Genomic DNA, 25,315 nt, shown 5'->3' with positions numbered 1-25,315 from the left:
CATGCTTGATATGCAAAAAATATCATGTAAAGCATGCCGGTAGCCGGACTGCTTGACGTCGGCCGCGGCCACCTGCGCGGCGAGCCAGTGGATCTCCTGCAACGCTGTCCCCGCCGATCGGTTGTGCGCCGGGCTGGGTGTGTAGGTGTGGTCCGGGCCGGGCAGGGCCAGGCTGCCGTCGCGGCCAGGGCGGCGCTGGTTCGGGGGACGGCCGTCACGGCACCTGCCAGCGGGACCGCTCCCAGCAGGCCCAGAACGGACCGCCGCGAGGGTCGCCAGACGTCTGGCCGCGCGTCGCATTCCTGTGCACCAACGGGTCCTCCTTCTACGAGAGCCGATCAGGTGGAGGCGATTCAACGAGGCGGCGTGTTTCCCCGCCGTTTCCCCCACGCCCGGCGGATAGGCGCTCCCGGCGAACCGCGAGGAGGAAACGGTGCGGATCATCCACTCGGCCACAAAGGAACATCGAGAAAGCAAACGCTGCGGGGACTCGGACCCCGCCGCTCAGGAAAGGACCTTCTCGTGATTCGTGCGACAGCCACTCGCGTCGCCGACCTAGCGTCCGTGGCGCTGGCGCTGACCGTCGCCACCCCGTTCCTGCTATCGCCACCGACAGGCCACGGCGGGCGACCTCAGCGATCGCAAAAAGGTCGGGAGAGCACGAGATCGGCGTCCACTCGTCGCAACCCGTCGAAACCCCAGGTGTTGACGCCCTCCAGGTCGACCTCGTTGTAGATGCGGACTGCAAGGTCGCGCAGCGAGCGGGCGAGCCGGGCGTACTCGAGGTGGGTGAGGTCGAGTCGCTCCGCGCCGTAGGCGTGCAGGAAGCGCACAGGGTCGGGCCCGCACAAGGCGGCGAACACATCGTGCTCGCGTGGTGCCAGCATCGCGTGACCCCAGTCGAGCAGCGTCGCGATGCGACCGTCGCGGTCAACGAGGACGTTGTGAGGGAACAGGTCGTGGTGGCACACGACGTGGGGCACGTCGATCGCGCGTGCCCGTTCGATCACCGCTTCGAGCCGGTCAACGTTGGCGATGATCTCGTCGCGGCGGTCGACGATCCAAGGGTGGTCGTGCCGGTCGCGCAGCACCTCGATGCACCACTCGTCCATATCGGTGCGGGGCAGGACGAGGTCAGTTACCTCGTGCACGGCGCGCATCGCCCGCGCGATCGCGTCAGCGTCGTTCCACGTTCCCTGGCGGCCGTCGACGAACGGGAACAGCGCGTAGCGCCGGCCATGATGCTCGGAGGTGTACGAGCCGTCAAGTGCTCGCTCCGCCGCAGCAACGGGGATGCCCCGAGCTGCCAACTCAGCGGTCAGCGCCAGACCAGCGTCGCTGTCGGGCTGCTGACGCCAAAGTTTCACGAACCAGCGCCCGTCGGTGAACGCATCCGCTTCGAACCCGCCCGGATGCGGCCGCAGCTCGCCCACCTCGACACCGAAGGCGTCGCGGACCTGAGTCGTCGTCGGCGGTCGTACTTCGCTCCACACAGACCCAGGACGCTACCGCTGCCGAGGGCAGCCGGTCGACGTCTTTTTGCGAGCATCGGCTCGACGTGGCCGACCCGCCGGTGTTGAACGTCCGGCGCAGCTCAGACCATCCGGGCTACCAGGACAACGCTGCCCTCCTGAGCCGGGTGGCGGTGGATGATGCCGTCACGATCGCGGACTTCGGTTCCCGCAGTTCGTGGCTGGGGCGATCGCCGCCAAGCCCCTCCAAGTGAGTTCGTCGGGTCTTTCCATCGGGTGACCGTGGCTCAGGTGACAACCGCGCCGACGGAAGTTACGTGCTGGCCGATCTTGCTAACACAGGCAACAACAGCCCTGGACGATCATGGATGAGGACGGACGGTGAGGATGCACTCCAGGGCCACGGCCGGCTCGTTGAGGAGTGGGCAGGCGAGATCGCGTCAATCTATCCTGGTAACGCGAACGATGAGCACAAGGCGCAGATGCTCCGCGACGATGAAGTTGAGGAACCCGCGGCCGCCGAACAGATCGAGCGTCCGAAGACCTCCCCCATGCAGCGGGCCTCTGCCGGCGCGGGTCGCGTCCGTCCCTAGGACCGCGAGTTGGCCGGCAAGCCGCTCAACCTCAAGGATGACGGTCGGTGGGAGCCCAGCAATGACATGCTCAGCGTCGGGGTGGTACTCCCAAGTCCAGGCGTCACTCACCGACGGCCTCTCGGCGCGCCGATGCCGTTATCTGGTCGATTTCAGCCAAGGCTGAGTCCAACTTGACTCGGTCGGTGGCGGTGGCGACTTCTGTCTCCAATTCGTGCAGGCGGGCCGCTCGGGCGGGGTAACGCTGAATCGCCACGAACTCGCCCCATTGCTGCAAGAAGTTCTGCAGAGGTGCCACGGTACTCTGGCGCGCCGCCTGCTCTGTCGCCTGGTCGAGGTGGTCAACAAATTGGCTTAGGTAGGCCGGAGCGATCTGAGCAACTGCCGCCCGGAGGGCAGCGGTGGTCAGTGGCGGGCGAGGGATCAGTGCCTCGCTGTCTTGACGCGGGGACATCGTTGACCTCCAAGCTGTTGCGCTTCCACGCTACCGATACCACTGAACCCTTTCCACTCTGGAATCGCAGGTCGAACGCCCTGATGTAGATGATGTAGATGGCCAGCGTCCTCATGTTGCTGGCGACAGGACTCCCGGATCGCGCAAACGTCAGGATGAACCTGCACCGGATGAAGAGTCTGACCTTCGACTCGGCGTCAAGACTGTGCCGCCGGACGACCAGTACACGAGCGATGACTACCGCTCCTTCAGCCGCGCTGATCCAGCACGAGAAGAGGGAAAGGCGATGGTTCGGCGAGGACTGCGAGCGACGACACAAGCGTCGATCTTGCTTACGCGGATGCTGACAATAGCCCTGGACACCATGGGCGACATGGTGGAGTCCGCGTAGACAGATGCCCCTTCCGAACAGGCCTTTCTGACGCCCGTATACGCCCTTAGACGATCCGAACTGACTACGGACAGATGCCAGACTCCCCTGATCCTGACCTACGGTGAGGCCGATGCGAGGGCTGCCCCGGGCCGGGACTACCCGGAAGAAAGCGCGAGGAAGGCGCAGAGCAGAAGGAAGAGGGCCAGAACCAGACTGCACCGCCGCCACGACAGGCGCGGCGCGCTCACCAGGGCGGCCAGTGGGTAGGCGAACAAGCCGGCGACCACGCCGACCGGCACGTCGGCGAGCTCCCAGATTGGCACCAGGAAGAAGGGCGCCAGCACGGCGACGGGCCACGCCGGGCGCACCCGAAGAAGGTGCAGCAGCGGCCAGGCGAGCACGACCGCCGCCCAGTTCCCCACCGTCCACGCGTCGCCCAACCGGCCGACACAGCCGAAGTGGCCGCAGCGCGAGTCGTCGGACAGAGCGGCTACGAGCAGCAGCCAGCCGAACTGGACGAAGGGCAGGATGATGCCGGCGAGCCCGGCGGCGACCACCCGCTCGGCAAGCCGCCCTTCGGCGGCGGGTGAGACACTCGCGTTGCCCATATCCACACCGCAAGCATCTGATCCGACCGTCTCGCGATGCACACGCATTGATCACGATTCAAGTGGGGACGCAGCCGGTAATACGCCACGCCGCTGACCATGCTACGGATCAGTTGTCGGCGTCCTGCCGTGTGCTCAACGCTGTACAGCAGAGAAGTACAGCATGCCGAGCTCGGTGAAGAACGCGACAGCCGCGTCCAGATCGTCGACGACGATGGCGACGTTGTCCATCCGCTGAATGGTCATGTCTCCGAGCATAAGAACGCGGCTCGCCGCTTGTGGGGATCCGGCGGCTAGAAGCCGGAGTTGCCGGGGCTTCTGACGATGGTGAACGTGGTGGTCGGGTTGGAGAGGCCGCCGGACGGGTGCCCGAGACCTTGGTGTTGGAGAAGGTGGCGCTGCCGGTGATGTTGTCGATGACGATGCCGTAGGTGCCGGTTCGAGGACGAGCGATGGACAATACCGGCTGTTAGCCGCGAACCCGCTGAAGCCATCCTTCTGTTCGCAACCTTGCAAAGACCGGTAATCCCTATCAGGATGAAAAGCCGATGAGATCGGCTAACGGGCGCCCTCGCGCCTTCCCCTTTTACATCGTGTGCGATGTATCGCATTCGATGCACACCGCCCGCGAGGATGGGCGGCCCACCCCCTTCGAGATTCTCTCCAACTGTGTGGGTGAGCTGCTTTTCGAGCTGGAGGCGGGCGATCCCGGCGTCAGTGAGGCCGCGCATGTCGCCGTGGTGTCCTTCTCCGACAAGGTCGAGCTGGTGCTTCCGCTGACCAGGCCGTGTGACGCGATCAGGGTTCCGGCCCTGAAACCTGGCAGGCAGACGGATTATCTGACGGTCTTCAGCGAGCTCGTGAAGATCATTGAGAAGGATTACCGGAAGCTGTCCAAGCAATTCGACGTGCGGGCGCCGGTTGTCTTCTTCATCACGGACGGCGAGCCGTACGTCGGCCAGAACCATCAGGACGTCGAGATCTGGGGCCCCGCGCGCGACCGGCTGGCGAGCCTTAACCCGGCGCCGTACATCGTGGCGCTCGGATTCGGGACGGTGCAGGAGGACACCCTGCGGCGGGTCGCCACCACCCTCAGGGGCGAAGTGCTGGCCTTCGTGGGCGAGATCGGGACAGGGGCGGCCACCGTGCTGCACGGCATCGCGCAGGCCGTCTCGGACAGCATCAGCGCCTCGGTCAACAGGAACACGGCCGTTCTGCGCGGACCTGGCGGGATGCGGCAGCTGAGATGATCAGGGCGACACTGGCGGGATTACTCCTGGTCATAGGAGCCAGCCCGGTGGGAGCGGAGCCTGGTCCGTCGCCGGAGCCGACGGTAACGGTGACCGTGACGCCCAGTCCGCGGCAGGGCGGCGGGACGGCGTCGGGCTGGCCGCTGTGGATCCTGTCCGGCATCGCTGGTGGCGGCGCCGTACTTCTCGGGCAGTTACTGCTCGGCCGCAGGACCCGCACTGCGGCCGACGGCAGAACACCACTTGGTCCGCTCCCCCAGCCGCTGCCCGTCCTGCTGGCGGGCGGCGCGGACTCGCGTGCCCCAGGCGTCGCACTCGACGGCGGCATGCTCGCGCATACCACGGTCCGCGCCGTGAGCATCCGCGGCCGGCGCCATCGATATCGCGGCGAACCCCTGCAGGATGCCTACGCCGTACGGCTGAGCGCGGACAGACGATGGGTCATCGCGGCCGTGGCTGACGGGCTCGGGAGCACGCAGCACGCCGAACACGCCGCCGCGGTGGCTGTGCGCGCCGCCACGAACCTCTCCCTGACCCCCGACCGCGGCTGGCACGCGGCCTTCGCCACCGTCGCCAGCGAGGTCATGCGCGCCACCGCCCGGCTCGGCGGCCAACCCATTGGCAAACACAGCGCCGGAGCATCGGATCCGCCCGCCACGACGCTGACGATCGGGGTGATCCCCGCGGACGGCAGACGCGGGATCGCCGCCTGCGCGGCTATCGGGGACTCGCCGGCGCTGTGGCTCCATGACGGGACGTGGACCGAGATCTTCCCACCTGAAGGGCAGCGACCGGGCAACGTCACGTCCGCCCTGCCGGACGACCTTGGTGAGCTGCGGGAACGGCAGATCGATTGGGGGCCGGGCGATGTGCTCGTCCTGTGCAGCGACGGGTTCGGGACGGCCATGGGTGGCGGCGGCAGCGTACTCGCCCAGCAGCTCGTCACATCGTGGAGTTCTCCGCCCGCGCTGCGCAGCTTCCTGCGCGATGTGGATTTCCATCTGTCGACTTACGATGACGACCGAACCGTTCTGGCGTTGTGGGCAGGCCGTCACGACACGGCCGTCCTGTGACAGGAGTGCGGCGGCAGACGTATGAATCCCCCAGATGTGGTCGAGGAAGCGGATCTGACGCCGTCCACGGATGCCGATGTCTACTCCCTGCGCCCGGGTGGTCAGGCTCGCAGCCTTGCGCCGTGCGAGGTCAGCGGCGTCCCTGGCCGGTTTCTGTTCAAACGGTACGACGAGGAGACGCTGACGGGGCTGGACGAGGACGCTCTGCTCGCCATGGTGCGCTGGCGGCGTGAACTTCCCCGGCAGGACCGCGCGACACTCGATCGGCGCTGTGCGTGGCCGGTCGCGGCGGTCCGGGACGAGCGGGTCACCGGCATCTTGATCAGGCCCGCTCCCGAGCAGATGTTCGTCGAGCTCCGCACCCGCCGGGTGCCACGACATCTGGATGAGCTCACTCGGTCGCCCGAGCGGGTGAGTGCCCTTCGCGACCACTACGGCACGCGCTACTACGAGCCGCCCTATAAGCTGGCCGTCCTCGGCCAGTTGCTCGCGACGACGCAGTGGCTGCACGAGCAGGGATATGTGGTAGGCGATCTGCAACTGCGCAACGCCGTCTTCACCATCGACCCGGCACCCGCGGTATACCTGCTGGACTGCGACTCCTGCATACCGGTCGGAGGCCGCGGTGCCTTGCCGGAGGTCGATCCCGAGCAGTGGAAGCTGCCCCGTGAAGGCGGATTCACCCCGGAGTCGGACTATTACAAGTTCGCCTGGGCCGTCGTGCGGTGCCTTCAGGAGAGCGCCGAGGCGTGGTCGCTCGACGAGGCCGCGCTCGCCAGGGTCCTGCCATTGCGGCATCGCCGCCTGATAAGGCAGTGTCTGGACGGTGCACCCGAATCGGTGGACATCGCGCGATGGCGGGCGGCGGGCGAGTCGTGGCGGTGGCTCGTCACTCCGGAACGCATCTACGTCGAGACCGACTCCAACCTGCGCGAGGCGTGGCAGCGGGGGAAGTCCGCGGTCGGGGACGGCTCGCGCGGCGGGCACGGGGGAATCGTCGTGCTGATCGTCGTCCTGGCGGCGATCGCCGTCGTCGTCGCGGTCACGTTGGGAGTCTGAATGAACACCGGCGAGCCACGGCGCATCGGGCCCTACGAGGTGCTCGGCCGCCTGGGTGTCGGCGGTCAGGGCACGGTCTACCTTGCCCAGGGCGAGGCGGGCCGGGTCGCGATCAAGGTGATCCACGCGCAGGGGGCAGCCGACCCAAGGGCGCGCAGGCGGTTCGCGGATGAGGTGGCCATCGCGTCGCGGGTGCCCAGGGCGTACACGGCGATGATCATCGACGCCGCCGTCGACGGTGACCAGCCGTACATCGTGAGCGAATACGTGGAAGGCCCGTCCCTGCAGGAGCTCGTCGACACGCACGGGCCGCTGTCGGGAGCTGCGCTCGAGCGGCTGGCGACCTATACGGCCACGGCCTTGGCGGCGATCCATGGCGCGGGAGTCATCCACCGGGATCTCAAGCCCGCCAATGTCATCATCGGGCCGGACGGACCACGTGTCGTGGACTTCGGAATCGCGCGGGCCCTGGAGGCGACCGCCGCGATCACCACGACCATAGGAACCCCCGGCTATCTCGCACCGGAGCAGGTGGGAGGGGCCGACGCCGAAGTGGGTCCCCCCGCCGACGTGCACGCGTGGGCAGGCACGGTCTATTTCGCCGCCACCGGCAAGGCGCCGTTCGCGGGGAGCAACGTGGCCGTCATCATCAACCGCGTCCTGACCGAGACCCCCGACGTGGGAGTGATATCCGAGCCGCTGCGTTCACTGATCGCCGACTGCCTCGCCAAGGATCCGGCGCGGCGGCCCACCTCTATGGAACTGCTCGGCCGCCTCGTGGGGCATCAGTCGCAAACCGCGCAGGCGACGGTGCCACATGTAAGGATCTTGCCGACCACCCTCGGAACGCTGAAGGAGACCACCACGCTGGGCAGCGGGCCCGCAGCCGACATCGTGATCCACGGGGAGGGGATCGCCCCGGCGCACGCCACCGTCCGCAAGGTGAGCGCAGGCTACCGGCTGCATGACCACAGTAGCGGTCTGGGGACGTTCATCGACGGCCGCCCTGTTCTCTATGCGACCCTGCGACCGGGTGATCGGTTCACGATCGGTACAGCGGTGCTCCGCCTCACGGAGGCGGGGGAGTTGGAGCGCGTACTGCTCAGCCGAATGTCCGCCGCGCGCTGGTGGCCTCTGCTCTTCCTCATCGCGGCAGTGGCGCTTACGGTAATCGTCGTGGTCATGGGATAGTCACGGGCGTGGGCATGGTGACGTTCACTCGTTCCCCGGTCCTGGAGTCGAGGGTGAAGGCTCCGCTGGCGCCGCGGATGACGTTGGTGCCGGTGAACAGGTAGAGCTGCCCGCGCACCGCCACGGCGGAGGGCAGGCTGAGCTGGGACGGGTCCACGCCGATGGCGGCCTTCTGAATCGCGGTGACCGCGGCGGTCACTGCGTCATACGCCAAGATCGCCAACCCGCTGCCGAGATGCGCCGCGGGGAAAGTCACACCATGGTGGGGCGCCACGAACTCGTCACGGAAGTCGCGGTAGAGCTGGCGGTGCGGATTGTCCTGGTGGTCGAGCCGCTTGGGATCGGCGAGCGGCACGAACATCACCTTGATGGGCGCTTCGGGGTCGTGCAGCGACGGGTCGTTCGGATTTTGGTCCTGGGCGTCGTCCCCGGTGACCACGGTGATGGGCGTGGATCGGCAGGGCCGGCTCCGCAACAGCTTGAGAAAGGTGGGCATGAACGCCTGGCGGCCAGCGTAGAAGATCATATCGGTCTTCGCCCCGCAGATCGTGTCGCTGATGGTCCGCAGGAGCGAGGGACCGCCACGCGGGTCGAAAGGAAAACTGAGTCCGGACCTGTCGACGTACGGCTTGAGCCCAAGCTTCGGATCGAGGAAAGCATCCTTCAGTGAGCGGGCGTAAAGGTCCTTGGTTCCCTGTGGGGTCACGTCAGCCCACATCAGGGCCGCGTTCCCCCCGACCTTCATCTTCTTGAACTCTTCGGCGATGGCCTGCACCTGGGCCGAGGTGCTGACCGCGGTGCGGGTGAGACCAGGAATAGGTCCGCCGTCGTCGATCTCACCGGTGGTGTTGAACCCGGCCGCAGTGATGAAATCGGCGACCATCGGGATTCCGGGATCCTTGGCCAAGGCACGTGCGGCGTCGATGCTTTCCTGCTGGCTCGGGCCCATTCCGGTGACCGCGACGACCTGTCCGGGGCTCGCCGTCGCTCCCGTCGCGGCATTCTTCCGCACCGCCTGCACCGTCGCCCGCCACTTCGAGCCGTCGTGACCGGTGTTGGCCAGCAGGAGCCGGATCTTGGGGAACGTCTCCGAACGGTTGGCGCGGTACTGACCGATGAACGCCCCCTCGAGCTGGTGGAGGGCGCGCTCGCCGACCAGTCCGCGCGGGCCCGCCCCCATCGGGGCCATAAGCGCGATCGTGCTGTAGTCCTTGTCCTTGGCGACCGTGCGGTTTTCCGCCGCGATGGCCTCCAGGATCTGGCGATACTGCTCGCCCAGGACCATCGTCCCGTCGGCTGGGTCCATCAGCCCGACGCATTCGCCTTCGATGGCGACGACGTCCGCGCTGTTTGTTTCACAGCCGCCCCATGGCCACGATCCCTGCGTGTAATTCACGAGTACCGCAGTGGATATCAGGACGGCGACAACAACGACGATCACCACCAAGCGTCGGCGAAAAAGCGTCCCCACCTGGCGTAAGAGGCTCCAGGCGCGCTCGGCGAAGGAGGGAGCCGGTGCCGGTTCGTCATACATCTGGACTCCAAGCCGTCACTTATCCCACGACCGTGCAGGCGCGCTTTCCCGAATATCGATCGCACGCTTCCCCATCCCTGGGCCGGCGGCCGCCTAAACTCATCGTCATTAAAACGTGATCAATGGCAGCCGGACAACAGTCAGTTGGCGGGTTCGTCTGGAAACGGTTGGTCGAAGCCCATCGTCAAAGGCCCTGTTCATGGGGAGGCGACGGTGTGAATCTCCCCTCCTACTGTGGAGGCATCGCCTATGAGGGGGACGGGCGATGACAGAGAAGCGGCGAAGGTTCGATCAGGACTTCCGGGATGGCGTGGTTCGGATCGTCGAGGAGACCGGCAAGCCGATCGCGCTGGTGGCCCGGGACTTGGGGATCAAGGAGGGCATCCTGGGCAACTGGGTGAAATTGGCGCGCAGGCGGCGGGCCGCGGGAACGGAACGCTGGACGCCGACGAGCGGGCCGATCGTCCTTCGCGAGTCGCTCACCATCCCTGGTCCCGTGATCGATGGCATTGCCACGACGCGGAGTGCAGCAAGCGAACAAGCGTCTTGACGCTTGGTCACACGTCTGCACCAAGGCGAGCGGCCAGGTCGCTTCGATCGACACGGGCAGGCCCGGCGTGCTCACCAGCCGTAGGCGACGTGATGCCCCTCACGGCCGGTTCGTATCGGGTGCCGCGTTCTGAGGGAGTAGCGGCACGAGCGTGAGCGCGAACCTTCCTACTTGTCGTGCTGTCGGCGCACCATCCCGTGCGTGCTCATGCTCGAACCCGTCCCTGGTGAGCAGCTGCAGCAGGACCACGACGATGTGGAGCGGGCCGGCGACGATGCCGCATATCAGCAGCGTCCGCGTCGCCCCGCCGGCCGCTGTGGTGGTGAGGTTCTCGGTCATCGGTCTACTCCTCTCATGAGAACGGGACGACCCACCGCGCGGCGGGTCCCTCGTCGAAGGCCACGACGTAGGACTACGTCAACGCCCATACATCTTCCGTACGAGCTCCGGTGAGCAACGCGCCTATCCGGACGTCCGCCCGATGGACGGCTTCGGCTTGTGCGAGAGTGCGCGCTCCGAACGGCTCTGTCCCAGGAGCTCCATAGCATCCCGGACTCGATAGAGCCGCACGTCATCGGTGCGGAGCTCTGCCCGCACTCACCGATGTGGAATCGACATACATCCGTTACAAATTCGCCATGACCAACTAGAGATCATTCTCCGACGGAGAGGCTACTGAAAGCGACTGAAGAGCACGGAGTGTAGAACATGCCCTGCCCAACCCCTCCGGCCTGACCCGTTCCCTGGTCATCAATTGATCATCATTCCGCCGAGCGCCACGAACCGCCCTTGTGGAGGACTCCGTGGAACCTCGTGGGCAGCATGGTCGCGTGCATTTGAGGCCCACGATGGATGTGTTGCCCACGCCTCATAAAGTCCAGTGCACGGCCCATTGCTGAGTCATTCCCATCCCCGGCACCACCATCGCCGTACTGCAGAAGGCTCGGGGAGTCCCTGTTCACAATCCAGCGTTACTGATCCGAATTTACCAGTAAAGGTGTGACGAAATATGGTCGGACGTAAATATATGAATCCAGATTCGACGTTTATAACGGAGTCACGGACAGCGTCGGAGGGCGCATGTTGAACCGGCGCGGCATTCTCGCCGGACTCGCCGCTTCCCCCTTCATCGTGGCTCTGGGCGCTCCCGCCGGCACCGCTTCAGCCGCCACTCGCGCCCGATCGTCAGGCGCAGGCACAGCTGCCGAAACGATTGTGCGCGGCGGCGCGCGGCGGTGGCATGGCCCATTTCTCAGCCCCGGCGCCCGACTGCTGCTGCCAGCGGGGGTCAAAGCCGCTCCCGTCGAGGATTACTTCACCAGTCCACGCCTCACGCGAACGGCGTATGCCTGGCCTCAGATGCCAGCCCTGGATGGCATGATGGTCGACGCGTCGATCATTCCAGAACATGGAGCACCGTCGCGTGTCGCAGTCCTTAGCGGCTTTGACAACGGCTGGTACGAGCTCATCGGTCGGGAAGGGAAGGCCACTCGCGTCACGTGGGATCACCGCGAGCTCCCCTACCTGCTGTTCGTCGGCGAGTTTGGCGCCACCAAGGATGTCGGTTATATGAGCAAGTTCTTCACTCTTGCTCTCGAACCGTTCTCCCGCAACCCCGTCTTCCCGCATACCCCCATCCGCTAGAGGAGCCGCATAATGTCTCACCACACTGACATCCCGGAATCGCAGCGGGATATCACCGATGTCTATTGCTTCGCCGGCAACAACGGCACGGTGTTCGTGATCAACGTCTCGCCGCTGCAGAGCTCGGGATTCGATCCTGAAGTTTATTATGAGTTCAAGGTCGACACGAGCAGTCCGCTTGATTACCTTGAAGACATCACCTGGCGCGTTACTTTTCCAGGCGGCGACGCTGTAAAGGTTGAACAGCTCACCGGTCGCGCCGCTCGTGACCGCGACGCCACGGGCAAGGTCATTACACCGGCCGAAGCGAGGCTGGGGCAGGTTGTCACCTGTACGAACGGAATCAAGCTCTTCGCCGGTGAGCGCGGTGAGCCGTTCTTCAACGACCCGCGGTTCACCGTGGCGACGCGGGCCGCGTTGTCAACAGGCACGAATCCCAGTTACACCGCGCTTTATCCTGCCCAGAACGCTTTCCAAAACACCAACGTCAGCGCGATCGTCCTTGAGGTTCCCAGCTCGATCACCGGCTCGGGAACCATTGGATACTGGGGAAACACCTCGGTCAAGGAGCATGGCGTGTGGCATCAACTTCAGCACGCCGCAGGCCCCCTTGTCGGCTTCATATGGGACTTCTCCGGCGGCTCCGCCGGCATGGATTTCAACGCCAGTCATCCCAAGGACCACCTGAACGGCAGGCCCCAGAACCCTGGCAGCGATCCCGCCTCAGGGTTCTGGGGTCAGGTACGGGACGCCACGGCCGCCGTCGTCGCGGCACGAAAGACCTTCGACGATCCACCGCACGGCAAGGCCACCCCGAAGGCGTACGGCGCGTACGTCGCGGACACGCTCCTGCCCGACGTCTTGCGCTTCAAGGTGGGCACCTCCGCGCTCTGGGACCCCTGGAACAAAGAGATTCGGAACGGTAAGGGCATCACGGAATGCGCCCCGGATTCCATGTATGACCTGGTGCTGAACGAAGAACTCACCATGGGGTTGACCTATAAGGACGCAACCGGCATCCTGCTCGACCACTTCCCGTATCTCAGCCGCCCTGTCACCGGCGGGTGATGCGGTCCTGAGCTGGGCGCCTTCTGTCCTCCAGAGTGGATTCTGAAGGGCCACCATTAGCAGGAAGAAGCTCCTGACCAGCGCAAATGCGAGGGTCAGGAGCCTTCTTCTTTCATGGTCCCGACACCACCATGGCAGACGGTTCTCATCTGTCGGACTGCTGTATGCGCTGCTGCGCCCTGGTCTGGTCAAGACGTATGCCTGGTGCCAATGATCCGGACGACGTCACGTTGGCCGTCGACGACGCCGACACACCCACCTGTACGTGGGCATGGCCGGGTTTCTACCGGACCGGCGCTCGCGCACCGGCTATGGAGCGGAGAGGCGATGACTGTCATCCAGGTACACGCCCCTGTATAGGCGGCCGATCGGAACATGCGAAAGGTCGTGGCGCTGGCGGCGATCCAGCAGGACTTGACGTGCCGTCACTCTCGACGCTGCGCAACGCCTAACTCGGCGTGGGATATCGATCGCGAGCGGGACGCGGCCGGCCAAGTGTGGGGGCCAAGCTGCGCTGGCCGGTCACCGCAGACACGACGGCGGCCGGCGTTCAGCCGATGGTACGGCAGCCGGATCCGATCGCGCTCGCGTCCATGCTGGCCTTCCAGTCAGCCCTGCTGTACAACGCGCGGTCCAGCCAGGGGCGCTGTGAGCGCCCTGGCCCGTCGGTTGCAAATGCGGCAGGCGGCGGCCGGGGGTCCAAGCCCCGGACGGGACCTCACGCGTGAGGAGCAGGCGCGGCGGCGAACCACACCCTGTGCCCGCCGCCGCGCCCTCGTACGCCCGGCAGCCTTCCGCGGCCTTGCCGGCGGGTCCCCCCTTCCGGGCGGGCAGGGCCAACACTTTCCCCTTGGACGTCCGGCGAGCGCAGTTGCCGGGCAGGGCCGGGCTCGCGCCCGCGAGTGCGCAAGACCTCCTGCTGCTGTGAATACGAACTCTGCAGCGAGGGCGGTCAGGCCGTCCTTCGCCAGACCGCCGACGGCGAATACGAGGAGACAGCCAGGGCTTTGTACCCTCACGCCGCGAAGGTGTTCGCCGAACTCGCCTCGCAACGGGCGCCGTATCAAGCCGCTCCGCGAAGCCGACGACCAGAAGACACCCGACAAGGAGATCATCTGGAATGACGAGACCATCGACCAGGCACAGGCCGCTGAGCTGAGAGACAAGTCCGCAGACGAGCTCATCGCGGCCGGGCACATCAGGTCGGCCCCGGTCGAAGCAGCGTTCCGCACGGTGCCCCGGCACGCGTTCGTGCCGGCCGACACGCTGCTGTGGGGGTCTGTGGGGATTGTCTGCCCTGCCAGCAGGGCCCTGGCCTTGGCCTCGCGGTTGATTCAGGCCACGAGTCACCCGCTCGAACACCTGTGCTGACAGCTCGCGGCCGACACCCCTTGTGTCGATGAGCGTATGGTCGATGCCCCACAGCGCGATAATCTTCTCCGACGGCAGAGTTCCGTCTGGAGACCGGTGCTTCTGAGCCCACTGGCAGACTGACATTGGCCGCTCACGTTTTCTGAGAAACGGCATCCCGAGGTTATCTGGGCCTCTTCAGCAGACGAGCCCGCTGATGGATCCTCTCCACAAGCTCTGCGGCCCGGGCCTTGATGAACGCGACCCCCTCGGTGCCCCAATCGTGGGGCTTGGTGTCCACGACACAGATGGTGCCCAGGGTCTCCGTCCCGTCGATCAACGGGGCGCCCAGGTAGGCGCGAACCCCGATCTCCTCCACCACCGGATTGTTGGCGAAGAGGTGATAGTCCATCACTTCGTCCAACGCCATCGCATGTTTCCTCGTCACCACGTACATGCAGTAACCGTGGTCGCAGGCCATCGTCCGGAACGGATCCGTCTCCGGGTCGACGCCCCGGTCGCGCGAGGAAGGATACAATCCGGCGAAATACTGCCGTTCTGGGCCGATGATGTTGACCATGGCGAATGGCGCCTCTAGCTCCTGGGCCAGGGCCCGGGCGAACTCGTCAAACTCAGGGTCAGGCTCCTCCCGGATGCCCAATTCCTGGAGCAGGGCAGCGCGGCGGGGCGCTTCCTGGTCTACGGGAGTCACTAGGCGGAAGGCGGAGGGAAGGCTCATCACAGGCTCCTGTCTGCTTACCTGGCCGATCCTGTCGGATTGCGGCCATCCCGCTCGGAGGATAGCAAGGTGGTCACGGAACGGCGGCGGCGAACGGACCGGTCGGGGCCGGTCAACCTCCACGACCTCGGCCCCTTGCCTGCTGCAGGTTGCGCAGCAGACCGGCGCCATATGAGCCGGTGCCTTCGATAACGGTGCGGACGTCGCCGGACGTGCGCTCCATCGCCGGGTAACCGCCTCGAGCGGAGAACGACGCGGTACCCAGCACCTGGCGCCGACGCCGCCCATGCTTGGGGCTCGCCGCGGGCTGCAGTCCAGCCGCGGACTCCCGCATCAACCGCAAGCGCTGTCCCCCTTCTGACCGAATGCCGCATCACGTTAAGTGGCCGCAGGGATCGATATTGTGCTGATTGACTCAGTATGGTGACCCGTGTTGACCTATCACCCTTGTGCCAAGGACTCCCGATGTCTGCGCCTGCCGTGCCTCCCACCGCCCCCGAACGCCAAGACGCCGGAAGCCGTGGCAGGTCACGCGGCCGCGGTAAACGTCGTCCGATCAACGTTCATGCCTTCCATCTGTGCATTTCCATCCTTCCAGCAGCCCTTATGGCGTGCCTGGGGCTGATCGCCGTGACGGTGCTGACCATGGCGGGACCCTCGTCACCGCAGGCTTGGCCGACACTGGCCGTCCTTGCGGGGGGAGCGGTGGCCCTCATGCTCGTCGCGGTCGTCGCGGCGGACAAGGCGACCCGGCGGGAGCGTCAGATATCCGGTCGTGCGGCCTCCCGCCTCAAGGACTTGGAGCCCCGGCTCGGCGACTTGGGTGTCTTAGTGTCCCGCGGCCGGCAAGAACTGCAAGGCCTGGCAGAGCGGATCGCCGCCGGCGAGGTTCCCGCACGACGGGGCGTCGACTTCCGGCCTGTAGCGACCGGCGACCCCATCGCGCACCTTGCGCAAGAATTCCAGAAAGCTCAGAACGAGGCCTGGAACGCGGTGATCAACGCGGCGAGCCGGAAACCCAGTGGCCGTCCCACACAGCGAGTCGAGATCTTCGTCAACCTTGCTCTGCGAATGCAGTCATTGTCCCATCGGGCGATGAAGGGACTCGACGAGCTGGAGAACCAGGTCGAGGATCCCGAACTACTCAAGGGCCTGTTCAGGGTCGATCACCTCAGTACTCGCCTGCGCCGACAGGCCGAAAGCCTCGCTGTGATCGGTGGGGCAGTCTCGCGGCGCCAGTGGAGCAGGCCGGTAGCCACGTACGAAATTCTGCGCTCGGCCATCGCCGAGGTCGAGCACTACAGCCGGGTCAAAGTGGTGCCGCCGGTCGAAGGGGTCGTGGATGGCGGCGCGGCCGCGGACATCATCCATCTGGTCGCCGAGCTTGTCGAGAACGCCACTAAGTTCTCGCCGCCCCACACGCAAGTGCTCCTCCGCGCAGAAGCCGTAACTGCAGGCTTGGCCATCGAGATCGAGGATCGCGGCCTCGGCATTCCCCGAGAAGCCCAGCGTCGGCTGAACGACCTTCTCACCGCTCCGGAACGAGTCGACGTCGACGAACTGGTGCAGGACGGCCGTATCGGACTGCTCGTCGTATCCGCCCTCTCACGTCGGCACAAAGTCGTTGTCAGGGTGCAGACCAACATCTACGGCGGCACCCAGGCCATCGTCGTGATCCCGAATGAGTTGATCAGTTCAGAACCGCGGGAGACCGGCGTACGACAGGCAACGTCCCCCGAGCCCGCGAAACCCAAGTCCGCCCCGTCGGCCAGTACGCCAGGCTCGCTTTTCTCGCCGAGGCCTTCCTCCGGTTCCAGACAGGACACACCAGCGCTGAGCGGCCACGATGCCGGTGCCCGCCCTGACGACCTGTCCGAGGCTTGGAGGAAGCAGAGCGCCGGCGCGCCCGCCCGGCAAACGGAGAAGCGGACCGACTTCGGTCCTCCACGAGGTACCGGCCGACGTCCGGAACTGCCGAAACGTCGCCCTCAGGCGAGTATGGCGCCCGAGCTTCTCAACACTCCCGCAACCCTGGATGACGATACGGACCTCGACCTCGATCACGGGCTGATGGCGTCATTCATGAAGGGGATGCGCAGTGGTCAGGACGAAGACGTTAAAGACGGGACTGGTAACACCGATCTTTAGAACATTACAAACCTAGAAGGAGCGTCCATTGAGCGCCGTCTCGTCAAACAAGACTTCGGATCTCGCCTGGCTGCTGAAGGGGCTGTCCCAGGAGGTCCCTGCCATTCGTGGCAGTGTGCTGCTGTCCTCCGACGGGCTGGTGAAAGCCACCCACGGTCTGGACCGCGACAGCTCAGAATATCTCGCGGCACTCGCCTCCGGATTTTTTTCCATGGCACGGAGCGCCTGTGCCAAATTCGACGGTGGCAACGAAGTCCGCCAGGTCGTGACCGAGCTTAAGTCCAGCCGACTGTTCATCTCGTGGGCCGGCCACAACTCGGTTATCGCGGTGCTGGCGGGGGGAGATGCCGACCCGGGTGTCGTCGGTCTTGAGATGGCTCGGCTGATCAAAGCCGTCCGTCCCTTCCTGGACACAGCGATCCGCCCGCCGGCAGCTCGTTCTGGTGACAGGAACCGATGAACATGGCCGGTGACGACGAAATATGGCTTGATGACGAAGCCGGCCCCCTGATTCGCCCCTACACAGTGAACGCGGGCCGCACCCGCCCGACTGTGGAACTGGATCTGCTCTCATTGGTGGTCACCACAGGTCGGGCCAGCCCGGACGTGGATCCGGAACATGTCAAGGTTCTCGAACTGTGCCGCACGCCGGTCTCGGTCGCGGAGGTGGCGGCGAACATACGACTCCCTGTGATGGTCACCAAGGTCCTCCTCGCGGATCTGGTGGACTGCGGAGCCATAGCCACCTGGGCATCGTCTTCTTCGTCCAGCCACGTCACCGACCGAGTTCTCTTGGAGAAGCTGCTCGATGGTTTACAACAAATCTGAGGTGTTTCCCACCCAGGTCAAGATTCTGGTCGCTGGTGGATTCGGCGTCGGAAAGACGACCTTCGTCGGCGCGACGAGCGAGATCGAGCCACTGAATACGGAAGAACTCATCACTGCGGCCAGCATAGGTGTCGACAATCTCAGCAGGACAGAGGACAAGTCCACAACCACAGTTGCATTTGACTTCGGCCGTATCACCATCCACCAGCATAATATCGTGCTCTATCTGTTCGGAACGCCTGGGCAGGAGCGCTTCTGGTTCATGTGGAACGAGTTATCCGCAGGAGCGCTCGGTGCCGTTGTGCTGGCCGATACCCGTCGGCTGCAGGAATGTTTCGCCGCCGTCGACTTCTTCGAGAATCGGGGCATCCCATTCCTCGTCGCGGTCAACGTATTCGACGATGCGTTCCCCTATGAACCGGAAGAGGTGCGAGCCGCACTCGAACTCGACTCGCGCGCGCCGGTCATGTTGTGCGACGCACGGGATACCCGTTCCGCGATGTCGGTACTCCGGTCACTGATCCAGCATCTCCTCATCGCCGCTCCGATCTGACCGATACGCAGTGAGGGCGATCTGCAACTGGTTTCTTGTCCCGCTCACCGCGGCCGACCAGCCCTAAGCGCCACCCGAACTCCGGGTGGCGCCCAAGACCATCACCCAGACAAGCCCTCAAGGTCGTGGGTGAGGGCGGTCGCTGGAATGTTGGGCTGCCTTCCGAGCTTGGTGGCGATGACGACCTCATCCCCAACGCCGCGACTGCGGCGCCAGCGACCGAGCAGCGCCTCTCTCCACCCTGAGTGCCATTGACCCAGTACGCGTAGTTGTTGGCGGTGTCGATGAAGCTGCCGCCGGCCTCGACGAACCGGTCGAGGATGGTAAACGACGTAGTCTCGTCGGTGGTGGTGCCGAACAGCATCGCACCAAGGCTCGGCACGCTGACATCACGGCGGGTCTTCGGATCATTGCCGATTGGCATCCTCTTCTGCTGCTCGTTCATATCGGGCGTTGGGATGTGGTTGTTCATCTCTCCGACCCCGGAGACGCAGAGAGCCCGGCATGGGTCACAGGCGGGTGTCCAGCCGGCCGGACGGCAGATCACGCAGGCGGCGCAGGGGGCTGGCCAATAGGATCAGGCCGCTCAGCACAAACCCGATCATCATCGCCCACAACGCCGTGCGGACGGTGAACGCACCGGCCAGTGCGCCGGCCAGGACGCCGCCGAGCGGCATCGCGCCGAAGTTGACCAACTGCACGCTGGACGTCACCCGGCCCATCAGCTCGCCCGGCACATACGTCTGGATGAAGCCGGAGAAAACCACGTTTCCTGCCACGACCCCCGCGACGATCACTACGCCGCCCAGGACGAACAGCGCCAGTCCAGCCCCGCGATCCGTCAGCGGGATCAGCAGGCCAGTGGGGGCCAGGCCGGCTTTGCCGAGCAGAACGGCCCGCGCGCTGCCTAACCGTGCCGCCATCGGCCGCGCGACCATGGCGCCGACGATGCCGCCCAGTCCGGTGGTCGCGATCAGTAGGCCGGTCTCGCCCGCGCCGAGCCCGACGTCGTCGACCATGAAGAGCACGATCAACGACGTGTAGCCGGTCAGGGCCAGGTTGGCCGCGCAGCCGTACAAGGTGTTGCCGCGGAGCAACGGATCGCGGGCGACCAGGAGCATGCCGTCGCGGATCTCGGCGCGAAGGCGTCGGCGGGGCCTGGGGGTGTGGGTCTCGCGGCGTTCGATGCGGGCAAGGCAGATGGCCGAGACGGCGAAGCTGGCAGCGTCGGCGACCAGGCCGCCGACGGCCGAGAAGAGCTGGGCGAGCAGCCCGGCGAGACCGGGCCCCGCTAGGTTCGCCACCTGCTCGCTGCCCTGGAGCTTGGCGTTGGCCTCCAGCAGGTCCGGCCCGTCCACCAGGAACGGCAGGTAGGCGCGATATGCGGTCGCGAAGAACACCTTGGCGGTCCCCGCGGCCAGCGCGACCACGATCAGCTGGCCGATCGTCAGCCGGCCGAAGGCGGCGGCGATCGGGACGCTGAGGAAGGCTGCCATCGACGCCCAGTCGGCGACCAGCATCATCCGGCGGCGGGGAAGGCGGTCCACCCAGACACCCGCCGGCAGGCCGATGAGCAGCCAGGGCAGCCAGGCGGCCGCCGCCAGCACGCCGACCGCTAACGGCGGCGCGTCCAGCACGGTCACCGCGACTATGGGCAGCGCGACGCCGGTGACGGAGCTGCCCAGGCTGCTGACGCTTTCCCCGATCCACAACAGCCGGAAGTCGCGCTGGCGCAGCAGCCCGAAACGGGTCCTCTCTGTGATTGTCACGGCCGCCCTGGCACTGCGCGGGTGAAGGTGAAGACGGTGCCGCGTTCCCGGCCGTCGTCGGGCAATTGACGCTCTGCCCACTTGTTCATCACGGCTTTGATCTCGGCGGCGTATTCGACCAGCTCTTCGTCGGTGACGCGGATCCAGGCTTCGGTCGAGAACGGCCCGAGCGGCCAGCGTTCCTGCTCGGACTGGGGCTGGTCCGCCCAGCGGCGCACGTGGCCCGTCTGCCGCTCCAGGTTGAGCGATTCGACGGCCCGAGCCACCGCCTCCCCCGCGGCGTCGTCGGCGAAATCGGCGGAGGACCAGCAGAGTGTGGGAGTGGTCCGACGCCACCAGCGTTCGCGCCGGTCGCGGGCCAGCTCCGGCACCTCCTCGATTAGATTGGCGGCTGCCAGGGCGCGAAGGTGGTGGCTGACATTGCCGACCGCTTCCCCGGTCTGTTCGGACAGGACGCTGGCGGTGGCGGGGCCGTCGAGTTTCAGCAGGTCGAGGAGGCGACGGCGCACCGGGTGCGCCATGGCTGCCAGGACCCGCGAGTCGATGATCGAATGATGGTCGTCGGGCACAGCGAGGAGCATATGTATACAAGAGTCATTGTACAACTTCTCTTGTATACATATGCACCCCCGGCTAGACGGCAATGCGGGAAGTTAAGGCAGTTGCCGGTGTCAAGGCGCCGGGCGGATGAAGGCGGTACTACCGCTAATTCCCGAGGGACCTCGTATCCGGCGCATGTGAGCCGGGGGGTGCCGGCGACGGCTTGTTCGGTGCCAAACCTCGCTGGTGGCGCTGGCCTGCAGGTTCGTGTCATCGTCACACGGCTCGGCGATACTCATGGACCAGGCCGAAGACGGCGCTTCGTCTCTGTATCCCGACCGAGAGATCGACCACTTCGGCCGGTCTATTCGTGGGTGAGCGTAGGGATAGAGCCTGGTGCGGCCTGTGCTGGTTCTGGTGACGTTCGTAGGCGGTGAGGTAGGCCGCCGATCCGCTGCGCATGCTCGTCTGAAGCTGACAGACGACGGAGGGCCCGGATCGCTTTGATCCGGGCCCTCCGTCGTTCGGTGTCGCGTGTCAGCCAGTGACTGGGATGTTGGTCTTCACCGGCGTCGGGGTGGGTGCGGGCTTGGGCTCGTCCTGCGTCTGCGTGACGTTGCCATCCCACTCGAACCAGTCGTGGGTCACCGTCCCGCGATCATCCTTACCGGGATGGGTGGGGGTCGGCGTGTTGCTCGGCGTCGGCGTCGAGGTGGGCGTCCGCGTGGGGGTAGGGGTCACCGTGGGCGTCGCAGTGGGTGTGGAAGTCGGAGTCGGGGTGACCGTCGACGTCGGCGTCTGGGAGGGCGTCACCGTCGGGGTGACCGTCGGCGTCGGCGTCTGGGAAGGCGTCACCGTCGGGGTGGGCGTCGGCTCACACTCGACCCAGAACACCTTGTGCTTGGGCGCGCCCTTCTTCCCTGCAAAATCCCAGAACAACTTGTAGTGCCCGTTCGGCAGGGTCATGTCGACGGTACGGCCATGCCCGTCCTTGTCGAGTACGAGGGTGCTGCTCTTCACCGTGGTCTCGTCACCCGTGGGCGACAAGGACTTGATCTCCCAGCTCACCTGCTCGGCCTTGTCGAAGTTGAACCCGACCAGATAGAACACGCAGACGTGCGGCTCGTTGAGCTGGTCGTCCTCCGGCGTCGTCCACTTGTGGATCTTGACGTCACCGTTGTCGCCGGGCGTCCCCTGGACCGCTCCAGCCGAGGCCGTATTGGAGATGGCGAGCACCGCGAGCGCTGCCACCGCGAACATGAGTGCCGCTGTGAACCAGCGACGGACCGAAGAGAGCCTGGGGGGTGTCACGATCGCACCTCGGGGTGTATGAGAGCACTTGAGCCTCAGATGGCTCATATGTGTAAAAATGTCACACCCGTTGGCGGAGCATCTTCAAACGTTCCAAACCGTTATCTACCTGGCCAGATGGTTATGCGTTCGTGTCGTATGTGTCACAGAAACCTCAGGAGCCGATCGTGCCGCTCGATGCCCCCCGCCGACTCATCGGCGCCGCTCTCGTCGCCATGAGCCTCATCGCCTCGACCTCCGCCGGCGTTGCCGCGTCGCCCGTCACCCTCGCCGCCGGCCCCTCGGTCACGGCGACCGCACTACCCAAGGCCACCACGTTCACTGAGTTGAGCGGCCTCCCGCAGGACACCGACACGTACGGCAAGCTGAGCGGCATCGTGGTCCACCCCGCACGCACGGTGGCCGTCTACGCCCACCCCGGCGGCAAGCCCGCGGCCACCCTCCCGGCGAAGCAGCTCGGCAGCCAGACCTGGGTCCCGGTGGTGGAGGCGCGCAAGGGCTGGTACCGCGTGCTGCTGCCCAGCAAGCCCAACCACGTGACCGGCTGGATCAAGGCCAAGGGCCTGGAGAAGGCGCGCAGCCGCTACCGCGCCATCGTGAAGCTGGCCACCAGGCAGTTGACCGTGATGAACGCGAGCAAGAAGCTCGGCACCTGGACGGTGGCTGTCGGCGGCCCTGAGACGCCCACCCCGGTGGGCAGGACCTTCCTGCTGGCCCTGATGTCGCCGAAGGAGAAGAAGGCCTACAGCCCGCTGATTCTGCCCCTCGGCACGCACTCGCCGACGCTCGACACCTTCGGCGGCGGTCCGGGCACGGTCGCCTTCCACGGCTGGCCGGACCGGAAGGTGTTCGGCAAGGCGGTCACGCACGGCTGCATCAGGGTGCCTGCTCGCGCGCTCAAGGTGCTGGCAAAACTGCCTCTTGGGACTCCAGTTCTGATCGCTCCTTGAGGATGAGGCCAGCGGCCAACGGGTCCGCCATGCACCAACGCGAGCTCGTGCATGTGCCGGAACGAGAAGGACGGCGGTGTCAGCAAGCACGCGGACACCTTGACCAGCCGGAGCAACGTGGCGGATGCGCTGTGGGAGTCGGGACGGTTGGCCGAGGCCGAGCACCGGGCTGTGCTGGAGGCGCGGCGGCGGGTATTGGGTGAGGAGAAGCGCTCCACGTGTTGATTTCAGGATGAGCGCCTCAGAAGCGCGGGTCGAGGCAGGCGGCCACAAACGGGGCCATCCCACGCAGGCCGCGAGCCACACGCGCCGCAGCCCTTTCTGGTCGGGCACTCGTTCGGCGCCCTCCTCGCACTCGAGGCCGCGGCCGGGCGCGAATGCCGTGCCATTCACTGGGGGCGAGTGACAGGAACTACCGTAATCAGGTGGTCCAGGCCCTTGAAATCCTTGGGATTGCAGGTGTACAGGGGTAGCCGGTTCGCGATCGCCACACAGGCAATCATCAGATCTGCAGTGCGGGGGCGCGGTTTGCGTCCTGAGGCGATGACGGCCGTCCACAACTGGCCGTACTCGCGGGCTGCGGTGTCATCGAAGGGGAGTGGGTCGAATTCGGCTTCGGCGGTCTGCAGGATCTTCATTCGCTGGGCGAGTTCCTGAGGCCCTGGCGCCACCAAGACGCCGACCGAGAGCTCCGCGGTGGTGATGGCACTGATCATCATCTCGTCGGGGAGCTCATCGGGATCGATGCCGGCGCGCAGGATGAGGATGTTGGTGTCGAGCAGCCCTAGGGCGTGGGTCATTCCTCGTCCTCCGCGAATTCGCGTCTGCCGTATGCGCGATCGTAAGGGTCGTAGAGATCGTCGTTGACGTGGCGGTCCATGTCCTCGCGATATTTACGGTCGTCCAGTCGTGGCATGCCACGCGACACGGCGGCGAACTCGGCGCGTGACACGGCCCGGCGTCGGCGGCGAAGAGGGACTAGATCCCCGATGTGATGGCCATTACGGGTAACGGCGTACCGCTCCCCACGCTCCAGGCCATCCATGATCTCCGCTGACCGGTTGCGCAGGTCGCGTTGAGATATCTCGTGGGAGCGGTCAGGCTCAGGAGTGCTCACACCTGAAGTCTACGGGGCTGTGCCATTCGGTGCTACATCGTAGCACCGCTGAGCCCGCAGGACTGACCTAAGGTGGGACGCCGAGGTTGAGCAGGAGCGTCACACAAGTGTCGCGTGCGCGCAGCGCGTCTTTCAGGGGTAGGCGCTGCGGGCAAGTACCCCGACCTCATCGGCGCAGGAAGTCCACCATCAGCCGGGCGACCTTCTCCGGACAGTCGGTAGTCAGCGCGTGGCCGCAGCCGTCGAGTTCGCGCACCTGCACGGCGGGCATCCGGCGAGCGAACTCCTGGGCCTGCCACACCGGGTTGACGGTGTCCTGGCGGCCCCAGATCACCAAGGTGGGCGTGGTGGTGGACGGCATGGCGGCCAGGGTTTCATCCCAGTCCAGGCCGCGTTCGAGCAGGACCTGGCTCTCCAGGTTGTCGGGGAAAGTGCCGGGTGCCCAGAACGCGTCGACGTCCTTCTCGGTGATCCTGCTTCGGTTGACGTGGATCCGGTCGAGCGCGGCGCGTGAGCTGGACCTGTCGGCGTAGTACCAGTTGTTCCACAGCTCCCCGACGACCGGGTACTTCATGAGTTCATACACCCAGGTGTCGCGGGTGCTGGCGCCAGAGGGGGCCAGGAGGAGCAGGCTGCTGACGCGTTCGGGGTGGCGCTGGGCGTAGGCCAGTGCCCACCCTCCGCTCCACGACAGCCCGCCGAGCGCGGGACGCTCGATGCCCGCCGCGTTCAGGAACACACCGATCGCCGTGGTCATCCCCTTCAGGTCCCAGGTGAAGCCGCGGTCCTTCAGCCGGGTGAATCCTTGGCCGGGGAGGTCCAGGATGTAGACCGTGTGGTCGCGGGCCAGCTCCGGCACCTGACGGCGCCAGCCGTACGTCCAGGAAGCCCCGGGTGACAGCAGCACGACCGGTGTGCCGGAGCCTTCCTTGACGTAGTGGAAGCGAGCGAGCGGGGTGTCCAGGAACCGAGCGTTCGCCGGCTGCCGGTAACCGGCCGCTGCTGGGCGGTAGCCGTACGCGCCATAAAGGGCGGCGCCGACGGCCAGGGTGAGGATCAGGCTCAGGACCACGAGCGTGCGAGGTCTCATGCGATGCTCTCCGTTCTGTGGGATTCCACCAGAAGGAGGCGAGCGAGCCTC

At 65.8% G+C, this 25,315-nt stretch carries 27 protein-coding genes and 1 pseudogene; 13 read left to right on the top strand and 15 right to left on the bottom strand.

The genetic code is table 11. From position 1 onward, the window contains the following. Nucleotides 1–632 precede the first annotated feature (632 nt). From Q9G87_RS18725 to Q9G87_RS18710, 4 genes are all read right to left on the bottom strand, one after another. The gene (locus tag Q9G87_RS18725; protein WP_305917656.1) at nucleotides 633–1,493 is read right to left on the bottom strand and encodes a phosphotransferase enzyme family protein; all 861 of its coding nucleotides are present in this window, start codon (nucleotides 1,491–1,493) and stop codon (nucleotides 633–635) included. A 419-nt stretch (nucleotides 1,494–1,912) separates the two neighbouring features. Further along, nucleotides 1,913–2,176, bottom strand: coding sequence for a hypothetical protein (locus tag Q9G87_RS18720; protein ID WP_305917655.1), 264 nt, complete (start codon nucleotides 2,174–2,176; stop codon nucleotides 1,913–1,915). Next, complete coding sequence (locus Q9G87_RS18715; RefSeq protein WP_305917654.1) at nucleotides 2,169–2,519, bottom strand: hypothetical protein; 351 nt, start codon at nucleotides 2,517–2,519, stop codon at nucleotides 2,169–2,171. Before Q9G87_RS18715 ends, Q9G87_RS18720 begins: the two co-directional genes overlap by 8 nt. A gap of 528 nt (nucleotides 2,520–3,047) precedes the next feature. Then, nucleotides 3,048–3,500, bottom strand: a complete 453-nt coding sequence (locus tag Q9G87_RS18710; protein ID WP_305917653.1) for a hypothetical protein — start codon at nucleotides 3,498–3,500, stop codon at nucleotides 3,048–3,050. Between the two features lie 548 nt (nucleotides 3,501–4,048). Between Q9G87_RS18710 and Q9G87_RS18705 the strand changes: the two genes are divergently transcribed. From Q9G87_RS18705 to Q9G87_RS18690, 4 genes are read left to right on the top strand one after another with little or no spacing between them, the layout of a single operon-like run. Next, nucleotides 4,049–4,750, top strand: a complete 702-nt coding sequence (locus tag Q9G87_RS18705) for a vWA domain-containing protein (protein ID WP_305917652.1) — start codon at nucleotides 4,049–4,051, stop codon at nucleotides 4,748–4,750. 47 nt (nucleotides 4,751–4,797) lie between these two features. Further along, a complete protein-coding gene (locus Q9G87_RS18700) occupies nucleotides 4,798–5,823 on the top strand; it encodes a protein phosphatase 2C domain-containing protein (RefSeq protein ID WP_305917651.1) in 1,026 nt (341 codons plus the stop codon). Nucleotides 5,824–5,844: 21 nt separating this feature from the next. Further along, nucleotides 5,845–6,882, top strand: a complete 1,038-nt coding sequence (locus Q9G87_RS18695; RefSeq protein WP_305917650.1) for a protein kinase family protein — start codon at nucleotides 5,845–5,847, stop codon at nucleotides 6,880–6,882. Further along, nucleotides 6,883–8,073, top strand: a complete 1,191-nt coding sequence (locus Q9G87_RS18690) for an FHA domain-containing serine/threonine-protein kinase (protein ID WP_305917649.1) — start codon at nucleotides 6,883–6,885, stop codon at nucleotides 8,071–8,073. It abuts the gene before it with no gap. On the opposite strand, the gene Q9G87_RS18685 is transcribed toward Q9G87_RS18690, so the two are convergent. After that, nucleotides 8,063–9,607 carry a type 1 periplasmic-binding domain-containing protein gene (locus tag Q9G87_RS18685; RefSeq protein WP_305917648.1) on the bottom strand — a complete coding sequence of 515 codons (1,545 nt, stop codon included), beginning with the start codon at nucleotides 9,605–9,607 and terminating at the stop codon, nucleotides 8,063–8,065. The two genes, Q9G87_RS18690 and Q9G87_RS18685, sit on opposite strands and share 11 nt — an antisense overlap. 265 nt (nucleotides 9,608–9,872) lie before the next feature. Here Q9G87_RS18685 and Q9G87_RS18680 point away from each other — a divergent pair, with 265 nt between their 5' ends. Beyond that, nucleotides 9,873–10,157: a transposase gene (locus Q9G87_RS18680; RefSeq protein WP_305917647.1), complete on the top strand. Its 285-nt coding sequence runs from the start codon at nucleotides 9,873–9,875 to the stop codon at nucleotides 10,155–10,157. 99 nt (nucleotides 10,158–10,256) lie between these two features. Here the strand turns inward: Q9G87_RS18680 and Q9G87_RS18675 are convergent, their stop codons facing one another. Beyond that, nucleotides 10,257–10,496 (bottom strand): hypothetical protein, encoded by a 240-nt coding sequence (locus Q9G87_RS18675; protein WP_305917646.1) that lies wholly within the window; start codon nucleotides 10,494–10,496, stop codon nucleotides 10,257–10,259. Nucleotides 10,497–11,237: 741 nt separating this feature from the next. Here Q9G87_RS18675 and Q9G87_RS18670 point away from each other — a divergent pair. Both Q9G87_RS18670 and Q9G87_RS18665 read left to right on the top strand, forming a co-directional pair. Then, complete coding sequence (locus Q9G87_RS18670; RefSeq protein WP_305917645.1) at nucleotides 11,238–11,801, top strand: hypothetical protein; 564 nt, start codon at nucleotides 11,238–11,240, stop codon at nucleotides 11,799–11,801. 12 nt (nucleotides 11,802–11,813) lie between these two features. Further along, nucleotides 11,814–12,869: a DUF4331 family protein gene (locus Q9G87_RS18665; RefSeq protein ID WP_305917644.1), complete on the top strand. Its 1,056-nt coding sequence runs from the start codon at nucleotides 11,814–11,816 to the stop codon at nucleotides 12,867–12,869. A 1,534-nt stretch (nucleotides 12,870–14,403) separates the two neighbouring features. On the opposite strand, the gene Q9G87_RS18660 is transcribed toward Q9G87_RS18665, so the two are convergent. Together Q9G87_RS18660 and Q9G87_RS18655 are read right to left on the bottom strand one after the other, a co-directional pair. Next, complete coding sequence (locus Q9G87_RS18660; RefSeq protein ID WP_305917643.1) at nucleotides 14,404–14,958, bottom strand: GAF domain-containing protein; 555 nt, start codon at nucleotides 14,956–14,958, stop codon at nucleotides 14,404–14,406. An 80-nt stretch (nucleotides 14,959–15,038) separates the two neighbouring features. Next, nucleotides 15,039–15,235, bottom strand: a pseudogene (locus Q9G87_RS18655) (IS110 family transposase); the annotation flags it as partial. 188 nt (nucleotides 15,236–15,423) lie between these two features. On the opposite strand from Q9G87_RS18655, the gene Q9G87_RS18650 reads away from it, so the two are divergent. The 4 genes from Q9G87_RS18650 to Q9G87_RS18635 are packed head-to-tail and all read left to right on the top strand — an operon-like array spanning nucleotide 15,424 to nucleotide 18,487. Then, a complete protein-coding gene (locus Q9G87_RS18650; RefSeq protein ID WP_305917642.1) occupies nucleotides 15,424–17,106 on the top strand; it encodes a sensor histidine kinase in 1,683 nt (560 codons plus the stop codon). Nucleotides 17,107–17,134: 28 nt separating this feature from the next. Continuing rightward, nucleotides 17,135–17,566 (top strand): roadblock/LC7 domain-containing protein, encoded by a 432-nt coding sequence (locus Q9G87_RS18645; RefSeq protein WP_305917641.1) that lies wholly within the window; start codon nucleotides 17,135–17,137, stop codon nucleotides 17,564–17,566. 2 nt (nucleotides 17,567–17,568) lie between these two features. Further along, nucleotides 17,569–17,934, top strand: a complete 366-nt coding sequence (locus Q9G87_RS18640; protein WP_305917640.1) for a DUF742 domain-containing protein — start codon at nucleotides 17,569–17,571, stop codon at nucleotides 17,932–17,934. Next, nucleotides 17,915–18,487 carry a GTP-binding protein gene (locus tag Q9G87_RS18635; protein WP_305917639.1) on the top strand — a complete coding sequence of 191 codons (573 nt, stop codon included), beginning with the start codon at nucleotides 17,915–17,917 and terminating at the stop codon, nucleotides 18,485–18,487. Before Q9G87_RS18640 ends, Q9G87_RS18635 begins: the two co-directional genes overlap by 20 nt. Here Q9G87_RS18635 and Q9G87_RS18630 read toward each other — a convergent pair. The 4 genes from Q9G87_RS18630 to Q9G87_RS18615 all read right to left on the bottom strand — a co-directional run bounded on the left by Q9G87_RS18630 (nucleotide 18,468) and on the right by Q9G87_RS18615 (nucleotide 22,056). Further along, nucleotides 18,468–18,959, bottom strand: a complete 492-nt coding sequence (locus tag Q9G87_RS18630) for an aldo/keto reductase (protein WP_305917638.1) — start codon at nucleotides 18,957–18,959, stop codon at nucleotides 18,468–18,470. The genes Q9G87_RS18635 and Q9G87_RS18630 overlap by 20 nt on opposite strands. A 37-nt stretch (nucleotides 18,960–18,996) precedes the next feature. Beyond that, complete coding sequence (locus Q9G87_RS18625; protein WP_305917637.1) at nucleotides 18,997–20,256, bottom strand: MFS transporter; 1,260 nt, start codon at nucleotides 20,254–20,256, stop codon at nucleotides 18,997–18,999. Further along, nucleotides 20,253–20,825, bottom strand: coding sequence for a winged helix-turn-helix domain-containing protein (locus tag Q9G87_RS18620; RefSeq protein WP_305917636.1), 573 nt, complete (start codon nucleotides 20,823–20,825; stop codon nucleotides 20,253–20,255). Before Q9G87_RS18620 ends, Q9G87_RS18625 begins: the two co-directional genes overlap by 4 nt. 508 nt (nucleotides 20,826–21,333) lie before the next feature. Next, nucleotides 21,334–22,056 (bottom strand): hypothetical protein, encoded by a 723-nt coding sequence (locus Q9G87_RS18615; RefSeq protein WP_305917635.1) that lies wholly within the window; start codon nucleotides 22,054–22,056, stop codon nucleotides 21,334–21,336. Nucleotides 22,057–22,274: 218 nt separating this feature from the next. Between Q9G87_RS18615 and Q9G87_RS18610 the strand changes: the two genes are divergently transcribed. Both Q9G87_RS18610 and Q9G87_RS18605 read left to right on the top strand, forming a co-directional pair. Further along, nucleotides 22,275–23,057, top strand: a complete 783-nt coding sequence (locus Q9G87_RS18610) for a L,D-transpeptidase (RefSeq protein ID WP_305917634.1) — start codon at nucleotides 22,275–22,277, stop codon at nucleotides 23,055–23,057. A gap of 51 nt (nucleotides 23,058–23,108) precedes the next feature. Beyond that, the gene (locus Q9G87_RS18605) at nucleotides 23,109–23,282 is read left to right on the top strand and encodes a tetratricopeptide repeat protein (RefSeq protein WP_305917633.1); all 174 of its coding nucleotides are present in this window, start codon (nucleotides 23,109–23,111) and stop codon (nucleotides 23,280–23,282) included. Nucleotides 23,283–23,446: 164 nt separating this feature from the next. Here the strand turns inward: Q9G87_RS18605 and Q9G87_RS18600 are convergent, their stop codons facing one another. From Q9G87_RS18600 to Q9G87_RS18590, 3 genes are all read right to left on the bottom strand, one after another. After that, a complete protein-coding gene (locus tag Q9G87_RS18600; protein ID WP_305917632.1) occupies nucleotides 23,447–23,857 on the bottom strand; it encodes a type II toxin-antitoxin system VapC family toxin in 411 nt (136 codons plus the stop codon). After that, nucleotides 23,854–24,174, bottom strand: coding sequence for a type II toxin-antitoxin system Phd/YefM family antitoxin (locus Q9G87_RS18595; RefSeq protein WP_305917631.1), 321 nt, complete (start codon nucleotides 24,172–24,174; stop codon nucleotides 23,854–23,856). The genes Q9G87_RS18600 and Q9G87_RS18595 overlap by 4 nt, the downstream gene beginning before the upstream one ends. A gap of 166 nt (nucleotides 24,175–24,340) precedes the next feature. Then, nucleotides 24,341–25,264, bottom strand: coding sequence for an alpha/beta fold hydrolase (locus tag Q9G87_RS18590; protein WP_305917630.1), 924 nt, complete (start codon nucleotides 25,262–25,264; stop codon nucleotides 24,341–24,343). Between the last annotated feature and the right edge of the window lie 51 nt (nucleotides 25,265–25,315).

Origin of the sequence: Nonomuraea turcica (genome assembly GCF_030718205.1) — a bacterium.
Taxonomy (GTDB): Bacteria; Actinomycetota; Actinomycetes; order Streptosporangiales; family Streptosporangiaceae; genus Nonomuraea.
This window is presented reverse-complemented; position numbering and strand designations above follow the sequence as displayed.

Coding starts and splice junctions, on each gene's coding strand:
- Q9G87_RS18615 (WP_305917635.1), bottom strand. CDS start 22,056: ATGTTCGCGGTGGCAGCGCTCGCGGTGCTCGCCATCTCCAATACGGCC.
- Q9G87_RS18680 (WP_305917647.1), top strand. CDS start 9,873: ATGACAGAGAAGCGGCGAAGGTTCGATCAGGACTTCCGGGATGGCGTG.
- Q9G87_RS18715 (WP_305917654.1), bottom strand. CDS start 2,519: ATGTCCCCGCGTCAAGACAGCGAGGCACTGATCCCTCGCCCGCCACTG.
- Q9G87_RS18605 (WP_305917633.1), top strand. CDS start 23,109: ATGTGCCGGAACGAGAAGGACGGCGGTGTCAGCAAGCACGCGGACACC.
- Q9G87_RS18635 (WP_305917639.1), top strand. CDS start 17,915: ATGGTTTACAACAAATCTGAGGTGTTTCCCACCCAGGTCAAGATTCTG.
- Q9G87_RS18675 (WP_305917646.1), bottom strand. CDS start 10,496: ATGACCGAGAACCTCACCACCACAGCGGCCGGCGGGGCGACGCGGACG.
- Q9G87_RS18660 (WP_305917643.1), bottom strand. CDS start 14,958: ATGAGCCTTCCCTCCGCCTTCCGCCTAGTGACTCCCGTAGACCAGGAA.
- Q9G87_RS18690 (WP_305917649.1), top strand. CDS start 6,883: ATGAACACCGGCGAGCCACGGCGCATCGGGCCCTACGAGGTGCTCGGC.
- Q9G87_RS18670 (WP_305917645.1), top strand. CDS start 11,238: ATGTTGAACCGGCGCGGCATTCTCGCCGGACTCGCCGCTTCCCCCTTC.
- Q9G87_RS18665 (WP_305917644.1), top strand. CDS start 11,814: ATGTCTCACCACACTGACATCCCGGAATCGCAGCGGGATATCACCGAT.
- Q9G87_RS18685 (WP_305917648.1), bottom strand. CDS start 9,607: ATGTATGACGAACCGGCACCGGCTCCCTCCTTCGCCGAGCGCGCCTGG.
- Q9G87_RS18600 (WP_305917632.1), bottom strand. CDS start 23,857: ATGACCCACGCCCTAGGGCTGCTCGACACCAACATCCTCATCCTGCGC.
- Q9G87_RS18640 (WP_305917640.1), top strand. CDS start 17,569: ATGGCCGGTGACGACGAAATATGGCTTGATGACGAAGCCGGCCCCCTG.
- Q9G87_RS18590 (WP_305917630.1), bottom strand. CDS start 25,264: ATGAGACCTCGCACGCTCGTGGTCCTGAGCCTGATCCTCACCCTGGCC.
- Q9G87_RS18710 (WP_305917653.1), bottom strand. CDS start 3,500: ATGGGCAACGCGAGTGTCTCACCCGCCGCCGAAGGGCGGCTTGCCGAG.
- Q9G87_RS18630 (WP_305917638.1), bottom strand. CDS start 18,959: ATGAACAACCACATCCCAACGCCCGATATGAACGAGCAGCAGAAGAGG.
- Q9G87_RS18705 (WP_305917652.1), top strand. CDS start 4,049: ATGAGATCGGCTAACGGGCGCCCTCGCGCCTTCCCCTTTTACATCGTG.
- Q9G87_RS18695 (WP_305917650.1), top strand. CDS start 5,845: ATGAATCCCCCAGATGTGGTCGAGGAAGCGGATCTGACGCCGTCCACG.
- Q9G87_RS18650 (WP_305917642.1), top strand. CDS start 15,424: ATGTCTGCGCCTGCCGTGCCTCCCACCGCCCCCGAACGCCAAGACGCC.